Origin of the sequence: Solibacillus cecembensis (assembly GCF_050272495.1) — a bacterium.
Lineage (GTDB): Bacteria > Bacillota > Bacilli > Bacillales_A > Planococcaceae > Solibacillus > Solibacillus cecembensis.
This window is the reverse complement of sequence record NZ_JBNNMF010000007.1, coordinates 1-15,949: the sequence shown is the minus strand read 5'-3', so window position 1 is coordinate 15,949 and position 15,949 is coordinate 1. Positions and strand designations below refer to the sequence as shown.

Genomic DNA, 15,949 nt, shown 5'->3' with positions numbered 1-15,949 from the left:
CGTGCCTAAGTGGGACGGCTAGCATTTTGTAAAGCCGATTGAACGACATTTCCATTACAATAAAATAGGTTAGAAAATATTGTCACAAAAAGCGCGCGTTAATTGTCTTATTTAATAGAGAGGGGGGCGCATATGTATTCGAAAACATGGGCATATCGTTCAGAAATAGACGGTAGCCAACTAAAGGAACAGTTATTTGCGCAATACAACGATAAAATTTACCACTACTGTTATAGCATTTTGAGAAATTTACATGATGCAGAAGATGCAACACAGGAAATATTTATGAAGGTAGTAGAAAGTACAGAGTTATTAAATATTGAAAATAAAAATGCCTGGTTGTACAAAATTGCTTACCACCATTGTATGAATAAAGTGAAACGGAAAAGGTTATTGCAATTCATTCCTTTTATCGAAACGACAAATGTTGAATATGTTCAGACAGACGAAGAAGATTTAGAGCTGAATGCGATTTTAATTCACTTAAAACCATCTGAACGGGCATTAATTGTCCTGCGAATTGTTGAAGATAAATCATTTGATGAAATCGCGACTATTTTATCAATTTCGCCTTCTACGGCTCGAAAAAGGTATGAACGAATAAAAGAGAAAATACGGAAAACCATTGAAAGGAGCGCTTGGCAATGAAGGAGAAAATCAAATCATACGAACAGTTTGAACAAAGATTAAAACAAGAAGCAGTACGGATTGAATCGCTAGAAAAGCCAGCTATGTCGAAAGAAAGGTCTATTCGAACTTCCAAAAAGTTAAGAATAGCCCCTTCATTACTTATCGCCCTTTTTGTCATCACTTTGTCTGGAACGGTCGTTATTGCGATGGAATGGACAGGATTGCACTTTTTTAATAATGGAAAATCTGTATTTGAAATGACGGAGATGAATGAAGATGAAGCGGCTTCTCATTTTTCATATGATGAATTGATGGGGAAAAACCGAAGCTTATTGGATAGGATACACAAAGAAGTCCCAGAAGGAAAATTTATCACCTTTTTAGATGTGGAGACGTATGAAGCTTTAGGAATTTCAGCAGTAACAAATCTGATTAATTACAAGGAATTTAAAAGTTTTTCTGAGATGCCCCTTGAGTTTTTTGCCCCTTTAAACTTTAAAGAGAGCGTAAATGGAACGTATTTATTTGAAAATGCCCAATACTATTATGAATTTCCTGAAGAAAGTTTGGACGCCATAATTGCGCGAGCGGAAGAAATGTACAAGGAGGCGTTGCAGCTAAATGTCCCGTATATTACGAAAGAGAGAGAACTATCAAATGAAATCGATCAAGTTCGCCTTGATTATCAAGGGTTAAATGATAAGTTTAATCTAGAGATTTGGGTGCAAACAATTGGTGAGGGAATGTCTACAACGCAAGATTTATCGAGCTATGTGCAACTGAATGAGAATGGACTTGATTATTATTATAGTGAATTCCAACAACAGCTGTATTTCGTATATGAACGACAAGAGGGGAATTTGTTAGTTTCCATCCGAAATACGTTAATTTATAGTGAAAAAATTTCTTTGAAAGAGCTACTTGAAATTTCCAATGCAATTATTCCTTGATTGAAAAGGAAGGAAATATCCCACTATTGAAAAATAGAGTACTACTATTAATCCCGGACCCTTTCATAGAATAAAGATATATTAAGCGGCGCACATCTGGCTAGGTGTGCTTTTTTTTATGGATGAACTAGTAGAAGGCGGTTAGTGAATTTTCAAATAAATAGGCAATTCCCATATGTAATTTATTTAAATACACATATAGATAGCAAGCAAGGTAATAAAAATAGGAGGTTAAATAATGAATAAAAATCTGCTTCTTTCATTAATGAATAAAGTTGTAAGGGTGGATCGTGGAGGACCTGAATCACGGATCGGCAAGTTAATGGCTGCTGAAGACGATCATTTCGTAATGCTCACTGAAAAAGACGGGATTATTTATTATAAAATGCAACATGTTAAAAGTATTACGATAAATTCAAGAGATGGGATGGAGTTTAACGCTAAAGATCCAGCGGCGAATTCTTATGCACTTGCATCTGATTTTAAATCCATTGTCGACAGTTTACGTTACCAATGGGTTAAAGTGAACCGTGGTGGACCTGAAATGATAGAAGGAATTATGAATGAAGTTACAGACGAATATATTACTATTTTTGCTGAAGGTGAAGTAATACGTCTTGCTATGTTCCATGTTCGCAATATTAGTTTAGGGACGACTAGTAAAAAAGAGGATAAAGGAAAAGGGAAAGATGAAAAAGGAAAAGCAAGTGAAGGAAATAGTGAAAAAGCAAAAAGTAACGAATCAAGCAATAATTCGGCAAATGATAATAAAGCAAGTAATAATGTAGCGGCCAGCGAAACAACGAATGATACTACAGCAACAAATGCGGCTGAAAGTAATGCACCGGAAACGGATGGAGAAGCGAAAAATACAGGGGATAATTTGCGCCCTCGCAGAAGACGTTGATTTTGTATAATTTACTGTTGAGTAGTTAGATGACATTGAATCATCATACTAAACCTAGTTAAAGAAAGGAGGAAGGAATGTGATCATGCTCCTTTACTTTACTGTCGTTGGAGGGTTAATTTATAAAATTTTTGTTGCAACACCTAACGAGCAGGGGGAAGACATCAAGATTAAGTCTCCACAATCAACCATGATCAAACATAATGCAGCTGATGTGAATATAGGATAGAAATACGGTCATGTTAGTCGTAATTATTTAACAGCATCCCCGTAACCATATAACGTATATAATTTTCATGGCACTTCCGATACGATAGACATATCAAATGGAGGAAGTGCTTTTCTTATGTGGGGGAACAAATTAACAATCAGACCGGAAATACTTGACTCCATTTACATAACTACTTGCTTTGGTTGGGGAATATTACAAAAAGCCATCTACCCATGAAAAATCAGGATAGATGGCTTTATATCGTGTTTACTCAGGAAGTCAAAATAACCAAGTAACCCAATAATATAACAATACTAATGTAAACAATACGGTTGGTGGTATAACAACAATTGTAACCTTTATATATTGCCACCAAGTAATTTTTACATTACCTTTTCTGACAATATGCATCCACATGAGTGTAGCTAGTGTTCCCATCGGAATAAGTAATGCACCAACATCACTACCAACTACATTTGCCAAATAGGCAACCTTCAAAGAAAGTGGATCTAAATCCATGTTCATAAGCGTAAGCGTCCCGACCATTAGTGCGGGATGATTATTAAATACATTAGAGAGTACGGATAGCAGTATCCCCATCATCACACTTGTATGAAGTAAGTTCCCTGTAACTAAAGGACGCATAAATCCAATCAGCCATTCTGTTAAACCAATATTGTTCAACCCATATATAATAACGTACATACTAAACGCAAAGATGATAATGTACCACGGTGTTTTTTTCAACATATCTCCAGGGGATATTTTTAAATAAATCCATCGCCAACCTAAAAGTACTAAGGAACCCAATACGGCCATAAGAGAGACCGGAATGTTAACGTATGAAGCGAAAAAAAGGCTAATACGTACAGCGAAGACGAAAAATAAGATGTTGCGCATAAACTTTGAACGATCTGCTCCTGAGTTATAAATGGTATTTTGCATGAGTGGATGATAAGACGGGAGCGATATGCCTTTTACGTTTGTAGGAATGATCTTAGGTATATCCTTCCTAAGTTTTAAAAATAAAAGACCGACTAAAAGCAATAAACCGAGCGTTGCGGGAACAAACATCATTGCTGCATGGGAATACAAACTCATATTTACAATTTTTAAAGCAATTAAATTCACAATATTGCTTACGCCAATTGGAGCGCTGGAAGCCGTTGCGATTAATGCGCCAGATAATAAGTATGGAATCTTTTGGTGATTCTTTAAATTCATATTGTTTAATAACATAACTAAAATAGGCGTGGTTATTAAAATACTGCCATCATTATTGAAAAAGAGTGTCATAAGGAAACATAAAAGATTCACATACCAAAACAATCGAATACCTGACCCGCGCGCTTTTTCAGCCAGCCTTTCAGCTACCCAGTTAAAAAATCCGAAACTTTCTAAGACGATGGCCATAACAATCGTCGCCATAATGGTTATTGCTGCGCCACTGATTGTTTCAGCAATTATACCGAGCTCGCTCAGCGTAACACTCCCGCTTATGATGACAACAATTGCACCGATTGTGGCAGGTATTGCTTCATTCATGCCTCTAGGTCTCCAAAGTATAAATATTAGTGTAAAAAGAAATGCTAAAATGGTTATCCAAGCCATTGGTTGCATAGTTTTTCCTCCTTTCTGACGTATTTCCAAATGCCGTTTATCTACATTGATGTAGACTTTCCCTTTATATTAAAACCGCCTATACCACCTCTCCTAGCTAACCTATTGAATTTCTCCTTCCACTTATTTATATGTACATAGGTGAATCCTCGCTTGGCTTAGTACCTATTTTAATAAAATATTATTGAATCTATTTATTGAAATCTAAACATCGAGGCGCACAAACTACTAAACTAGGCGCTTCTTTTACTGCGCTTATCATAAGTAAAAGTGCTTACGGTTTTACATGATATCCATGTTTGGAAGGGGGATTAGAATAAATGAACCGGACCATTTGCTTTTCTTTAAGAAATTGAATGCATCAATAATAATCGGTCTACTATGCACATAGCCATCATATATTTTTAACAGTTTCCTAAAAGAAGCGTCCCAGCCCCAAGGAATGTGAAGGGTGAAGTCCAATGAGTAGGTGGGAAATGAATTTCAGTTAGTGACAGCCAAAACATCCTTCATTATAATGGATGTTTTTGGAGGTATTGAATAAAAGGAGGAAAGGTTTTGAAAAATCTATTTCAAAATTTCGATAAAGAAGTTGTGAAAATGGAGATTACGGGGAAAAAGGTCCTCAAAGGAAAAATTATTGATAACAGTAGCGAAATGGTTGTTTTATTTGATGGGGAGGAATTCCTTTACATTCCTGTTTGTCATATTCATGAAATAACAATTGATAATTCCAATGAAGATGGACTCGAAATACCTTCAACTTTAACACAGGATAAAATTTTCAATGGTACAAAGGAAGAAATGACGCTCTTAAAAGTGCTTGCGAAGACATTAGGGGGCTATTTAGAAATTCGTGTGTTGAATAACCAGCCATTGCACGGATATATTTCTAATGTTTTACAGGATTATATTGTATTCCAATCTCCTATTTATAAGCAGATGTTTATTCCCATTCAGCATTTAAAAACACTCGTTCCATATAACCAAAACCAAAAACCATATCGATTATCTGACGATGAGTTTTCAATCCATGCGAGTAACGAAATTTTCCAAAGCACGTTTGAAGCACAAATGGGAACGTTAAAAAATAAATTGACCGTATTAAATATTGGGGAAAAGAACAATTTTACAGGCATTATATCCGAGGTTAAAGGAACGATGGTAGTATTTCAACCAGCGAGGGAGAATATGATCCATTACAATATGCAGCATATAAAAACGATTCATCTATCTTGATTCGAATTTTTTAAATTAACGAAAAATATACCTATTATGGACTGCACAAACTTTTTTAAGTATGTGTGGTCTTTTTAACTTGATTCAGCTACCCGCATATAAACCACAAAAAATGTATTATTGAGTCATTTTTTGGTATGATGATAGTAACATAATAGAGACGATGTTTATTCCCGTAATCAACAAGTTTGATTATGGGATTTTCTTTTTATTTATCCTGTATGTACTCGTTCGGGAATACCCATTGGATTAAAAAATAACATTAAGGGGATGAGCGGAAAAGTTGGTAGGTTTAGCTCAAGCAATTCACAGTATTGAACTGTTCTTGGATTCTATGTTGCAGCAGTATGGCACGTTTATTTATATTATTTTGTTCCTCATTATATTTAGTAAGACCGCTTTTATCATCTTTACCTTCTTACCAGGTGATGCCCTTGTTTTTGCGGCGGCCATGTTAGTGGCGCTTGGTGAATTAAATGGGTGGATTTTATTTGGATCGCTTCTCGTAGCAACAATTGCGGGGGATGCGCATAATTTTTTCCTAGGCATATTATTTCGGAAAAAATTTGGCGTGAAGATGGTGAGCCGATTTATTTCTACGGACACCATTACAAAAACAGAGCAATTGGTTCAACGGCGCGGGGAAATCGTCATTATTTTTTCTCGATTTATCCCACTGATGCGTACAACAGTCCCATTTGTTTGTGCATATACAAATTATTCATTTCGAAGCTTTTTAACCGCCAATAGTATAGGTGGATTCTTCTGGTTAGTTCTGTGGTTTGGTGCCGGAATATCGTTAGGGCAGTTGGAATGGATGGAAGAAAACTTAGTGTATGCATTAATGATTGTCATGTGTATTCCATTTAGTATTCCTATTTTCTTTTATATTTTCAAACTGATTATGAAGCAACGAGCGATTGCGAAAAATAGAAAATCATTGTAATCGTTTGTCTTTTTAAACAATAGCCCATTCATGTTACGATAGGAGCAGAAAGAAATAAGGTGGAGAATTTTATGTTTTTAGGTAAGTTGAAAGGACAGTTAGATGGGCCACAACCATTATTTTTAGGTGAGGAGTCTGCTTTTCGCTCGGCTGTATTAATTCCATTGGTACAGGTTCATGGTGAATGGCATGTATTGTTTGAAGTACGTGCCTTTACGATGAGAAAGCAGCCGGGAGATATTAGTTTTCCAGGTGGGAAAATTGATGCAACTGACGCATCACCACTAGCAGCAGCCTTACGAGAAACATCAGAAGAACTAGGTGTCGATCCAAAAACAATCGAGGTTTTAGGGAAACTCAGTCCATTTGTGTTATCTCCGTCCTTTGTTGTCTATCCATTTATCGGGATTATTGAAGAATCGCAGCTTCATACGTATAACAAAGATGAGGTAGAGGAAGTTTTTATGGTACCGATGAAATGGTTGCTTGAGCACGAGCCTTATATTCATTATGTAGCAGTTGAACCAAAGCCTCCAGCGGATTTCCCATATGAGAAGATCGCTAATGGGGAAAACTATCAGTGGCGGACGAACTATATGGAAGAATGGTTTTTCGAATATGGAAACTATACAATATGGGGTTTAACCGCAAGATTATTAAAGCATTTTGTAGACAAGTTAAAGTAAAAAAATCCACGTAACAATACCACGGCTAGAGGTTCAATTTGACCTTCGTTGTATTTGCGTGGATTTTTGCATTCTATGAGTTTTTTTCAAATAGAGAAACTGATGAAGGGGGATATTCGTGCAGCGCTATAGAGGTTAAGGGAGTTTAAAGGATTTTTGTGTGATGTTATTCTTAATTTCGCAGGATTTTGCCCCATCTAAATAAGCCTCAATGATGAAAAGCTCCTCTGAGGTAAATGTTTTAACCGTTTGGATATCAAGTGGTTTTGTGTTGGCGTGGTGCATAGAAATAATGAGTGTGTCATTGTTTGTGTGAAAATGAAGACGCTGATCATCCGCAGTAGTAATTATTACTAAAAAAGTTTTCATTCAATCACCTCTTTGCTTTTATTATAGTGTCAAAAATAATAGATGTAAATATATAGATTGAATATTCGGATATTTATAGTTTTCCTAAAAAGAGCGACGCCTACTTGAAATGGTAGGGTCGCTTTTATCAATTAGGCCTCGGCGTAATTGTGTCCAGATTTATTTCGAGCTCAGGGCCACAGGACGTGGGTCAGTCAGCCGTTGTCACACGATGTGACGCCTTTAGGCTGACCTCCTCTTTAAATCCCCTAAAAATCTGTGACATCCGCCGGGGCATTAACTTGCTTCAGCTAGGGTTTGCTGAAGCAAGTTAAAATTAACTCACTTTAAAAACACTAACCTCCGATAGTAAATCATCGACAATACTTTCTAATGCTTCGGCTGTAGCTGAAATCTCCTCAATCGAGCATAGCTGCGCTTCTGTTGAAATGGATACGGATTCAAGAAGTTTTTTCGATTTAGCGGAAATTTGCTCAACCATTTCAATATCTCCAACGACAAAATCACTATCATCTGCAATTTGATGCGCACGATCTTGAATTTCTTGTAATTGCTCGGTTAAGTTACTGATGAATGTTTTCACCTCTAGGAAATTTTTTTCTGTTTGAGAGAACATTTCTAAGCCTTTATTCACTTCCCCTAAACTTACTTTCATAGAATCAACAGATTTGGACGACTCACGTTGAATGGCGGTAATAATGCCCTTTACTTGAATCGATGAGTTATTTGTTTGTTCAGCTAACTTGCGAACTTCTTCGGCAACAACTGCAAAGCCTTTACCATGTTCACCAGCACGAGCAGCCTCAATCGATGCATTCAAGGCTAATAAATTAGTTTGATCAGCAATCGTCGTAATCACATTAACAATTTCATTAATTTCATTTGCATAGGTGTTCACTGTGCCAATATCTGCAGAAAGTTTATGGAAAGTACCCTCGATATTCGCCATTTGTTGCTGCGTTGAAATGACGATATCATGTCCAATCTCCGCAGCACTTACAGCATTTTGTGCACTCGCTGTCACTTTTACAGTATTATCTGAGATAGAGTGAATATTGCTAGACACCTTTTTCAAAGATTTAAAGCTTTTTGATAATTTTGTAGTTTGTTGTTCAAAGCCATCTTGTACATCATTCATGGCTAGGGCAATTTGCTCGGATGCTGTGCGATTTTCCGTTAAAGTTGCTGTAAGTTCCTCGGAAGAAGCAGAAATGACGGAAGATTTATTATGGATATGCTTAATAATGGATGATAGCATTTCGCTCATTTTACCGAATGATTGACTTAGCAAGCCGATTTCATCATTCTTTTTAATCGATAAATTTGTACGTAAATCACCAGAACTCATTACAACTGCTGCATTTGATATTTCTTCTAAAGGTTTCGTAATCGAACGGATAATGACGATTAAAAATAGCCCTAATACAAGTAATGAACCGATGACAACGAGTAATGTCGTATATAAAATCGGTTTCGTTGCGTCATTCACTTCGCCAGTAAACATCGTACCACCGATTTTCCAGTTTGTTAGCGCGTTTGTTTGGACGTACATTTGCTTATTAGCACCTTCGAAAACATATTCAAATGACCCTTCTTCCACAGTTAAAACCTGATCTGCCCAACTTTCAGCGGAAACATCTGTCCCACCTTCTAATGTTGGATGGGCAATAATTGTTTTATCTGTAGTCATTAAAAAAGTATAGCCGGTCGTCCCAACTTGAATGCTATTAATAATTTCAAATAATCCATCCATACCTAAGTTAGCAGCATAAACACCACTGCCGTCTGCAAGTTGTTTTGATATGGTTACGACCCAATCACCAGTTGAAGCCGATTGGTGAGGATTTGAAATAATCACTTGCCCAGGGTTTGCTTCAGCCTGTTGATACCATGTGCGTGTACGAGGATCGAACTCCGGATTATTCATTAATCCAAGGTCCGGGTGCTGGATCATGTCTCCATTTTTTGTCCCGACGAAAGAAGAAATAATCCCCTGACTCGTTTCGAAATATTGTTCTAGCTTTTGAAGGAGGATTGTCCAATCATCTGTTTCCCAGTTACTTTGCTTGAAGTTACCTGCAAAATAGTCGACATCGCTAACAATGGGGGAGACATGTTTTTCAATAAATGTATCGACAGTAGCGACACTTTGTAATTCACTCGTATGAATCTGTGTCTCAATTTCACTTTTTGCCGAGTAAAAAGAAGTAAATGCAATTAATAAAGCAGGGATTAGTAAAGCAATTAAAAACGCAAAACCTACCTTGTATTTAATCGAGGCTTTTAAAGTTTTATTCTTGTCCATTTATAGTTTCCCCCTAAGTGTAATTCCTAAATATACCTTTTATGTATCTTATTCCATTATATAATAATACAGTGACTTAGGATTTCTAATCATGGCGAAAAGATGAAATTATTAAAGAAAAATCAAGATTGTTGAAGGGAGTTCCGTGTGATGCAGGTCAGTTACCCGTTGTTGGATGGACACGACGAACTTAGGTTAATATCCTCTGAGCGAACTCGAAGAAAATTTGGACGCAATGACACCGAGGTATAATCGTTTGAGATTGTGGACGTAAACGATTTCATTGTGACAATTCTAGTAATTCTGCAAGTACTCGTTTTTTTATGTGAAAAAGGTGCATATTCTGTTATATGAAATGGAGGAATGTGCATGGAGGAGAAGTTAAAAAGGATTCGCAATGTAAAGAAAGTAGTGCCACAATTCTTCCAAATCGTTTTAAATATGAGCTTGACGATTTTAGCGCTAGTGTTAAGCATCATGCTGTTCGTAGAAATTATTGATTTTTTGCAAATGGTTTTATCTACTGAAAAGCGGGATTATAAATACTTTTTAGCAAATATTCTCGTGTTCTTTATGTATTTTGAGTTTATTACGATGATAGTTAAATACTTCAAAGAGGATTACCATTTTCCGTTACGATACTTTATGTATATTGGTATTACCGCGATGATTCGGCTCATTATTGTCGAGCATGATAGCGCGCTGGATACACTGTTATTTTCGCTTGTTATTTTAGTGCTTATCATTGGTTATTACATTATTAACATCACACCACGTGAACGACCGTTAAAAAAATAAAATTATCAAAAGTGCCTGCTCATTTTTTAAAAGTGCTTTTTTGTTGGATAGAAACTTATCTGACTTACTAGCATCTACATAAAATAGGTAAGTAGTATAATGGATAAAAAGAGAGTGATTACATAAAAATGGATTAATAAACTAAATTTAGTGTAAAGAAATAGTATAATAAGGGTTCAATTGTAAGAAAATTCTATAATTTTTTTGTAAATATTAATTATGTAGTTTAGTAGACTGTAAATGGAGGGTTTACTTTGGGGAAAATGTTAACGTTAGAACAACAGCAAAATTATTATGATCGTGCCCAACAATTTCTTTTAGCCGGTGATTATAAACAAGCGGAAGAATGGCTACAAATTGTTATTACAAGCGCATTTCAGCATGAAGATTACCCAACCTATACCGCTGCTAACATTACCCTACTTCGAATTTTGATAAATTCAATTCGATATGACGAATTGTTCCCGATTTTAGAAGGTGTATCACCTTATATTTCCCGTTATGCAACAGATGCAGAGGAATTTTCGTATCGATCTACACGTGCGGTATTTCATTACACAGCGGGCATTGGGACACCGTTTGAAGATTTAGAGCAACTGTATAAAGAGTCGAAGGAAAAGCACTTTTTCACACAAATTTTTAGCACAGGAAATAATTTATTGCATGCGTATTATGAAAAAGGTGATTTTGAAAAAGGGATAGTCCTTGCAAATGAACTAAAAACTTTAGTCGACCATTCAAAATTTCCCGACCCGGTTATCCCTTTTGTGTATTACGTAAATTCGTTTAAACTGTATTATCGCATGGGTAACTTTAGAAAGGCAGAAGTTAATCTTCTCGTAATTGAAGAGCAAAATTTTCATATAAAGGTTCCAACGCTTGAGAGTCATTATTGGTTTTGCAAGGCATTGGTGGAGGCGCAGCATGGGACCTTTAAGACGGCGTATCATTATTTTGATAAAGCACTTAATTTGATGGAGAATAAATATTATTTTTTATCCGAACTTGAGCTTTGGATACAAGTATTGAATTTGAAGGATAAAGTAGCTGATGTTATTTATTATCAAAAAATAATGATTAATACGCTTCGTGACTATGTCAATATTGAAGAAAGTTTACGCAGAACGAAAATTATTGAACAAATGACGACAGCAAATTTAGAGGAACGATTGCATACGGATCGTTTAACAAATGTAAAAAATAGAGCGTTTTACGAAGATAAACTATTAAAAAATCGTTTGTATATGAATTATACAGTTGCTTTTTTTGATATTGATAAATTTAAAGCGATTAATGATAAATATGGTCATCTAATTGGAGATCAGGCACTCAAATTTATTGCGTCCCATGTTGTAAAACAATTGCCAAAACGGGATATGGACCTAATTCGTTATGGTGGCGATGAATTTATATTATTATTTCCATATCATAAAGATCAAGTACATGATTTGATTGTTTCGATTCACGAAAGTATTCCGAAAAAGGAATTTATTATTCGAGAAACAAACGAAAAAATAAACTTACAAGTAAGTCTAGGTATAAGTTATACGAATGAGGAACCCGCGACACTAAAAGAACTATTTAAAGAAGCAGATAAAGCATTGTATAAAGCAAAGGAAAATGGTCGTAATCAAATACAGGTGTTAAAATATACAAAGCATAGTAGCTAATCGGTACTTATACTTTCTGAGGAATGTATAAGTGCTTTTTCAATTGCACGAGTTCATTTCGCATAAAGCTGAAATAAAGATAGCCTTTGTCGAAAAATAGCTTATGATTAGAAGGAATACAGAAACGTCGGAGGATTCAACATGAATAATAAAAAAAGTTTATATATGGCAGTGGGCGCGGTGATCGTAATCGCAACGGCACTTGATATAGTGTTTAAAGGAATCGGTTATCAGCTTTTGCAAAAATTATTTTAGTCGAAAAAAGGTATTTGACCCACCATCAAATACCTTTTTTACGTTTATAATTGGAATGTCACTCTAGATAATTGAACATATAAAGTTTAAAAATAACTAAAAATAATTTGTTTTTTTAACCCAGTTTTAACCTTTGCCCTTTATAACTATAAATGAACCACGAAACAAATGGTTTTTATTCCGTTTTTTTCTCCTTCTCCTTTAACCTTTTACTTATTTATAAGTAGAAGGTCTTTTTTCGGGAAAAAAATTAAAGTTGGTAAAGTTTCGTATACTTTTGCTGTAAATAATCTGTTAAATATTTTGCAGTTAATGCTTCACCTGTGCCTTCTTGGATCAATTCATGAGGTTTTTTTAATGCCCCGAATTGATGAACTTTTTTCGTTAACCATTCGCGAATCGGAGTTAAATTACCGCTTAGGCATAATTCGTCGAAATTTGGAATATCTTGAATCATGGCATGTTTCCACTGGGCAGCATACATGAAACCAAGTGCATAGCTTGGGAAGTAACCAAAACTCCCCCCACTCCAGTGCGTGTCCTGTAAAATTCCTTGAGCATCATTTTCTGGTCGAATACCTAAATATTCCTCGTATTTATCGTTCCAAACGTTCGGTAAATCTTCAGCTGTTAGATCACCGTTGAAAATTTCCCGTTCGATTTCATAGCGAATCATGATATGAAGCGGGTAAGTTAACTCATCTGCCTCAATTCGAATAAATGATGGCTCCGAATAATTGATTGCTTTTAAGAAGTCTTCCACGTCTACATTAGCAAATTGCGCAGGTGAGTATTTTTGTAGAATACTAAAATTATGTGTCCAGAAACTTTCATTGCGCCCGATAAAGTTTTCGTAAAATAATGATTGGGACTCATGAATACCCATGGAAGCTCCAGTTGATAAAGGCAGTCCATTTAGCTGTGGATCAATATTTTGCTCATAAAGGGCATGCCCACACTCGTGAATTGTACCGAAAATTGCTGAGCGAAAGTCCATTTCATCATACTTAGTCGTAACGCGAATATCGCCGCTGTTCAAACCAATCATAAATGGATGAACGGTTTCGTCTAAGCGGCCAGCTTCAAAATCGTAACCGAGCTGTTTTAAAAGCTCCAGAGAAGCATCACGTTGCCCGGCTTTCGGGAAATGCTGAAACAAAATGGCTGTATCCGGTTTAATTAGTGATGCTTGGATCGCTTTTACTAATGGTACAATGGTTGCCTTTAGTTCGCCAAAGAGTGTATCTAATACATCGGTTGTCATTCCGAGTTCATATTTATCAAGCAATGTATTATAAGCCGAGCCGTTTTTAATACCCCAGTATTGAACGAATTTTTTTTGGTAATCAATCACTCCCTTTAAGTAAGGGAGGAAAATTTGATAATCTGATTTCGCCTTTGCTTCTTCCCAAGCAGCTTCTGATTTTGCTTTTAAAATCGTATAAGCTTTGAATTCTTCTGCTGGGATTTTCTTTGATTCTTCATAGGAATCTTTCACTTCCTCATATAAACGACGCGTTACAAAATCTAGCTTTTCTGGTTCGAGCTGTTGCAACATAGAGCCTAATTCAGCGCTCGTTTGTAAAGTGAATAATTCAGCAGATAATGTACCGATTACTTCTGCTCTCTGTGGTAAACCTTTACGCGGAGCCCCAGTGCGCATATCCCAATAAATCACAGACAACGCCTCGGAATAGTTATGCATTTTCTTCACATAGTCGATAAACGTTTGTTTCATGTGTAAACACTCCTTTCATTTGTAATTATAAAAGAAATGAATCGATCTTTACTAGAAGGGGGGAATAAAAAATCCATTAATAGTTGTATAAGGGTGTAAAAAAGGTGAGTACAGAAATTCAAATTTGATTAAATAGAATGGAGGGTTATTATGGGAGCGAAGTGGGTAAAAATATCGGTCGTTTATTTAGTAATGGGTATTCTGTTTGGATTATTTATGCATTATACAATTCAGCTTCAATGGGGAGCGACACATGCGCATATTAATGTAGTGGGCTGGTTGTCTACAGGACTAATTGGTGTCATCTATTCGATTTATCCGAAAGCAGGAAATAGCCGTTTAGGAGTTATTCATTTTTGGTTGCAAAATATTTCTTTACCATTTTTATTAGTGGGAATGATGTTAATTCACACAGATTTCCCGAGATGGGTAATGGAGTTTTGTGTTTCAGGTGGAGGAATTGGCTTTGCTTTAGCTATTTTAATTTTCTTAATGAATATATTCCAAAATGTTGAACCAAACCATCAATAATTTAATGTAAATTTAAAAATGACAAGCCGATTCTTTAATTAGCTTGTCATTTTATTTTGTCTTACTTTGCATCTAGGTCTTACCTTTATTGAAACAGTTGATCATTAGGCATCATGAAATGTTCGTTACATTTTCACTTATATTACCAATGGTTATCGGATTATTATTATTAAATAAACACATACTCCAATGGTTCATATTTTTTGATGAAGTATTATTTACACAATCGTTGCATTCATTATGGGTCTTTTTAGAGTATGGTCTAAGAAGCACGATTAATTGTTGTAATATCAGACAGTGTTTCGAAATAGGGAATGAAGACATAGGTTTAAGTAGCGATATGTATTATTTTGGTTCAAAGTTTGAGTTTTAGATTGAGATATTTTACGGTTATATATGCATTATTAAAATATTTTTCTAAAAACTAAATAGAATTTTGTTTATATAATATTGGAAAGGGAGATATTTTTTTGTTTGAAAGGTAAAGTTAACGATGGAAAGCTGAAATGTTATTACTTTATATTAATAGGAAGAAAAGCGATTTATAAAAAACATTCTAAAAAACTTTTGAAAAAGTGTTGACGTATTCCTTATTTGGGTGTAATATTCTAAGAGTCGTCAGTGACAAGCTGATAACAACGACAACATGAACCTTGAAAACTGAACAAGCAAACGTTAATGATTTAAACGTTTAAGTGATGAACTTAAACAAATTATAGATATCAACTTTATGTTGATACGCTAGCAAAGCAAATGAGCTTTCAAACTAACTATTATGGAGAGTTTGATCCTGGCTCAGGACGAACGCTGGCGGCGTGCCTAATACATGCAAGTCGAGCGGACTTTCATTGGTGCTTGCACCTTTGAAAGTTAGCGGCGGACGGGTGAGTAACACGTGGGTAACCTACCCTGTAGATTGGGATAACTCCGGGAAACCGGGGCTAATACCGAATAACACTTTTGACCTCATGGTCGAATGTTAAAAGACGGTTTCGGCTGTCACTACAGGATGGGCCCGCGGCGCATTAGCTAGTTGGTGAGGTAACGGCTCACCAAGGCAACGATGCGTAGCCGACCTGAGAGGGTGATCGGCC

The 15,949-nt window shown here is 35.8% G+C and carries 14 protein-coding genes and 1 rRNA gene; 11 read left to right on the top strand and 4 right to left on the bottom strand.

The annotated features are described in order from the left end of the window. The first annotated feature begins 132 nt into the window (after positions 1–132). The 4 genes from ACQKIH_RS07720 to ACQKIH_RS07705 all read left to right on the top strand — a co-directional run bounded on the left by ACQKIH_RS07720 (position 133) and on the right by ACQKIH_RS07705 (position 2,716). Complete coding sequence (locus ACQKIH_RS07720) at positions 133–648, top strand: RNA polymerase sigma factor (RefSeq protein WP_427764745.1); 516 nt, start codon at positions 133–135, stop codon at positions 646–648. Continuing rightward, on the top strand, positions 645–1,580 hold the full coding sequence (locus ACQKIH_RS07715; protein WP_427764743.1) for a hypothetical protein: 936 nt from the start codon (positions 645–647) through the stop codon (positions 1,578–1,580). The genes ACQKIH_RS07720 and ACQKIH_RS07715 overlap by 4 nt, the downstream gene beginning before the upstream one ends. A gap of 238 nt (positions 1,581–1,818) precedes the next feature. Continuing rightward, positions 1,819–2,487, top strand: a complete 669-nt coding sequence (locus ACQKIH_RS07710; protein ID WP_427764740.1) for a hypothetical protein — start codon at positions 1,819–1,821, stop codon at positions 2,485–2,487. Positions 2,488–2,566: 79 nt separating this feature from the next. Further along, entirely contained in the window at positions 2,567–2,716 is a 150-nt protein-coding gene (locus ACQKIH_RS07705; RefSeq protein WP_160320454.1) for a hypothetical protein, read from the top strand. 261 nt (positions 2,717–2,977) lie between these two features. On the opposite strand, the gene ACQKIH_RS07700 is transcribed toward ACQKIH_RS07705, so the two are convergent. Continuing rightward, entirely contained in the window at positions 2,978–4,309 is a 1,332-nt protein-coding gene (locus ACQKIH_RS07700) for an arsenic transporter (RefSeq protein ID WP_083493667.1), read from the bottom strand. Between the two features lie 567 nt (positions 4,310–4,876). Here ACQKIH_RS07700 and ACQKIH_RS07695 point away from each other — a divergent pair. The 3 genes from ACQKIH_RS07695 (at position 4,877) to ACQKIH_RS07685 (ending at position 7,189) form a co-directional block, all read left to right on the top strand. Continuing rightward, complete coding sequence (locus ACQKIH_RS07695) at positions 4,877–5,557, top strand: hypothetical protein (protein ID WP_057985530.1); 681 nt, start codon at positions 4,877–4,879, stop codon at positions 5,555–5,557. 283 nt (positions 5,558–5,840) lie between these two features. Further along, positions 5,841–6,503 (top strand): DedA family protein, encoded by a 663-nt coding sequence (locus ACQKIH_RS07690; RefSeq protein ID WP_427764736.1) that lies wholly within the window; start codon positions 5,841–5,843, stop codon positions 6,501–6,503. Positions 6,504–6,574: 71 nt separating this feature from the next. After that, positions 6,575–7,189 carry an NUDIX hydrolase gene (locus ACQKIH_RS07685; RefSeq protein WP_427764734.1) on the top strand — a complete coding sequence of 205 codons (615 nt, stop codon included), beginning with the start codon at positions 6,575–6,577 and terminating at the stop codon, positions 7,187–7,189. Between the two features lie 135 nt (positions 7,190–7,324). Here the strand turns inward: ACQKIH_RS07685 and ACQKIH_RS07680 are convergent, their stop codons facing one another. Both ACQKIH_RS07680 and ACQKIH_RS07675 read right to left on the bottom strand, forming a co-directional pair. After that, the gene (locus ACQKIH_RS07680) at positions 7,325–7,558 is read right to left on the bottom strand and encodes a hypothetical protein (RefSeq protein WP_057985536.1); all 234 of its coding nucleotides are present in this window, start codon (positions 7,556–7,558) and stop codon (positions 7,325–7,327) included. A 316-nt stretch (positions 7,559–7,874) separates the two neighbouring features. Then, positions 7,875–9,863 carry a methyl-accepting chemotaxis protein gene (locus tag ACQKIH_RS07675; protein ID WP_427764731.1) on the bottom strand — a complete coding sequence of 663 codons (1,989 nt, stop codon included), beginning with the start codon at positions 9,861–9,863 and terminating at the stop codon, positions 7,875–7,877. A 369-nt stretch (positions 9,864–10,232) separates the two neighbouring features. On the opposite strand from ACQKIH_RS07675, the gene psiE reads away from it, so the two are divergent. Continuing rightward, positions 10,233–10,661 (top strand): phosphate-starvation-inducible protein PsiE, encoded by a 429-nt coding sequence (gene psiE, locus ACQKIH_RS07670; protein ID WP_427764728.1) that lies wholly within the window; start codon positions 10,233–10,235, stop codon positions 10,659–10,661. Between the two features lie 263 nt (positions 10,662–10,924). Further along, a complete protein-coding gene (locus tag ACQKIH_RS07665; RefSeq protein WP_427765001.1) occupies positions 10,925–12,331 on the top strand; it encodes a diguanylate cyclase in 1,407 nt (468 codons plus the stop codon). 505 nt (positions 12,332–12,836) lie between these two features. Here the strand turns inward: ACQKIH_RS07665 and ACQKIH_RS07660 are convergent. Next, entirely contained in the window at positions 12,837–14,324 is a 1,488-nt protein-coding gene (locus tag ACQKIH_RS07660; RefSeq protein ID WP_427764725.1) for a carboxypeptidase M32, read from the bottom strand. Between the two features lie 150 nt (positions 14,325–14,474). Between ACQKIH_RS07660 and ACQKIH_RS07655 the strand changes: the two genes are divergently transcribed. Together ACQKIH_RS07655 and ACQKIH_RS07650 are read left to right on the top strand one after the other, a co-directional pair. After that, a complete protein-coding gene (locus tag ACQKIH_RS07655; protein WP_427764723.1) occupies positions 14,475–14,855 on the top strand; it encodes a hypothetical protein in 381 nt (126 codons plus the stop codon). A 772-nt stretch (positions 14,856–15,627) separates the two neighbouring features. Next, positions 15,628–15,949, top strand: a 16S ribosomal RNA gene (locus ACQKIH_RS07650); the annotation flags it as partial.

Excerpts from the sequence above, each read along its gene's own strand:
- ACQKIH_RS07720 (WP_427764745.1), top strand. The coding sequence starts at position 133 with ATGTATTCGAAAACATGGGCATATCGTTCAGAAATAGACGGTAGCCAA.
- ACQKIH_RS07715 (WP_427764743.1), top strand. The coding sequence starts at position 645 with ATGAAGGAGAAAATCAAATCATACGAACAGTTTGAACAAAGATTAAAA.
- ACQKIH_RS07710 (WP_427764740.1), top strand. The coding sequence starts at position 1,819 with ATGAATAAAAATCTGCTTCTTTCATTAATGAATAAAGTTGTAAGGGTG.
- ACQKIH_RS07700 (WP_083493667.1), bottom strand. The coding sequence starts at position 4,309 with ATGGCTTGGATAACCATTTTAGCATTTCTTTTTACACTAATATTTATA.
- ACQKIH_RS07685 (WP_427764734.1), top strand. The coding sequence starts at position 6,575 with ATGTTTTTAGGTAAGTTGAAAGGACAGTTAGATGGGCCACAACCATTA.
- ACQKIH_RS07680 (WP_057985536.1), bottom strand. The coding sequence starts at position 7,558 with ATGAAAACTTTTTTAGTAATAATTACTACTGCGGATGATCAGCGTCTT.
- ACQKIH_RS07675 (WP_427764731.1), bottom strand. The coding sequence starts at position 9,863 with ATGGACAAGAATAAAACTTTAAAAGCCTCGATTAAATACAAGGTAGGT.
- psiE (WP_427764728.1), top strand. The coding sequence starts at position 10,233 with ATGGAGGAGAAGTTAAAAAGGATTCGCAATGTAAAGAAAGTAGTGCCA.
- ACQKIH_RS07665 (WP_427765001.1), top strand. The coding sequence starts at position 10,925 with ATGTTAACGTTAGAACAACAGCAAAATTATTATGATCGTGCCCAACAA.
- ACQKIH_RS07660 (WP_427764725.1), bottom strand. The coding sequence starts at position 14,324 with ATGAAACAAACGTTTATCGACTATGTGAAGAAAATGCATAACTATTCC.
- ACQKIH_RS07655 (WP_427764723.1), top strand. The coding sequence starts at position 14,475 with ATGGGAGCGAAGTGGGTAAAAATATCGGTCGTTTATTTAGTAATGGGT.